This is a genomic window from Mesotoga sp. HF07.pep.5.2.highcov (assembly GCF_003666285.1).
GTDB classification, from domain to species: Bacteria; Thermotogota; Thermotogae; order Petrotogales; family Kosmotogaceae; genus Mesotoga; species Mesotoga prima.
This window is the reverse complement of the sequence record NZ_JFHJ01000003.1, coordinates 1-847: the sequence shown is the minus strand read 5'-3', so window position 1 is coordinate 847 and position 847 is coordinate 1. Positions and strand designations below refer to the sequence as shown.

The 847-nt window shown below is 43.4% G+C and carries 1 pseudogene; it reads right to left on the bottom strand.

What is annotated here, in order from left to right:
- Positions 1-239: 239 nt before the first annotated feature.
- Positions 240-847, bottom strand: a pseudogene (locus BG32_RS00105) (4Fe-4S ferredoxin); the annotation flags it as partial.

Below are 847 nucleotides of genomic sequence, written 5' to 3'. Positions count from 1 at the left end.
GTCCAGTTTGGCTTCTCCATAAACAGGGGAATATAATCCCGCCACAAGTGGCTTCCCATGTGTCTTATCTGGCCAAACTAAAAGGGGCTCTGAAAATACGGCAACTGCAATACCAAAAACGACAAGAATCAACAGCAATTTCTTCATGTCTATCCCTCCTCTAAGTGTATGAACTCAACCGGAGTCCTCTCCGATTATACAACAGGAGCAGGTAGAACCGATTGCTATTCATATCAGATCTACTGATTGTTGGAAACATAATCCTTTATATCCGAAATCTCGATCTGGTACTTTGTCTTCAGATCCTTCAACAACGAGCTCTTGGGTTCATCGATCGGCAGGCCAAAATATTCAAGGAATGCTTCAAAATCCGGGACCATCCTTTCGATCTCCAACAAGCTTGTAGAACCCTTGATATCAACTGAAGCGGATTGCCCATGATTTTCACTGCCAGTCTCTTTCTCTTCAATGACTGCTCCATCTCCAGATGTTTCAAAAGGCCATCTTCCGCTGAAGAGATATGTGAACAGCCCTGGAGGGCCACTAGCCATAACTTCTGAAACGACCGTCGACTCGTCCAAACCACTTGACTGGACAAATTCGATAATATTTTCAAAATCCACTTTGCTATGCTCGGCCAAAGATGAAATTGGTTCACCTAATTTTCCGATCAGTGCTGAAAGATGCTCCCTCGATATCACTTCTTCTTCACCGATAAAACCAAGAATTCCTGTAAGGTCCTTCACTTTGAGCTCAACAGAAACCATCTCAGGTATTCCAAGGCCATTAAAAAGCTGTTCCTTCGAGATCGGATAGTTCTCGACAATCTCCTCAAAAGATGTTGAAC